Source organism: Bradyrhizobium sp. AS23.2, assembly GCF_001908185.1.
In the GTDB taxonomy this organism is placed as follows: Bacteria; Pseudomonadota; Alphaproteobacteria; order Rhizobiales; family Xanthobacteraceae; genus Bradyrhizobium.
Window position 1 is genome coordinate 1 of record NZ_LGHM01000418.1, and the last position, 886, is coordinate 886.

Genomic DNA, 886 nt, shown 5'->3' on the forward strand with positions numbered 1-886 from the left:
CAGAGACACCTAAGTCCCCCGAGAATATCAAGTAGTGAACTAAGGCCGTGTAAACGTTGGAGTTGCAATTTCAGGCGAGCCATCGGCTCGCGGAACCAGGCGACCGGGTGAGGAAAGCGTCATGTCACGACCTTTATTCCGTCGCGCCCGACTTCCGTCCCGGGTCATTCTCGACCGACTCTGCGTGTTCGGCTTGTGTTCGATGTCTGCTCTTCCCCGAAACCGACCAGCTTATTGCGTGGCAACGAAATGGCGCGAAGGGCCAATAGCGGACTTCAACCTGTTGAGCGTTTGGTTTAGCCCTGCCGGGCAGACCGCTCTGCCCCTTGCAGAGCGCGGATTACTATCCGGCCGCGTGTGATGGCGACGTGTTCCATCGTGCAAACAAGGTGCGCCAGTGAAGCCGTCGAAGGCATACGAGGCAAAGAACGACACCCCCGCCCGCGATGATATCAATGAAATAATGGCCACCCACGGTGGGTGTTGCGGCAAGCATCAGCAAGTTCAAGACAAGGAATGCCGGGAAAAGCACCTTCAAGCCCCGACAGGCGTAGATAAGTATGATGGCCAGCGCCGCGTGGAAAGATGGAAATGTGATCAGACCATTCACGTGCGTCAAGGAGATGCTCGTCATCTCGCCGCTTCGGAGTGCGTTAAAATCGACCAGATGATACGCGTCGACGCGTTCGACGACGCCGAAGTAGACCCATGCGCTCGCTGCAGGCAGAAGCCATGAGATTGGGATAATCACGAGGAGCGATGTTACGAACAGCCAAACGAATTCCCGCATCCTTTCAAATCGGCCGCACGCACTCAGCCACAACAACAAGACGGCAACCTGCGGCATGCAGCTGTGATACGCAATTGCGAGAACCGCTTTAATCGT

At 56.1% G+C, this 886-nt stretch carries 1 protein-coding gene; it reads right to left on the bottom strand.

The window, feature by feature from the left end:
• Positions 1–343: 343 nt before the first annotated feature.
• Positions 344–886 (bottom strand): phosphatase PAP2 family protein (locus AC630_RS42620; protein ID WP_143198797.1); only part of this gene is annotated, 543 nt, incomplete at its 5' end.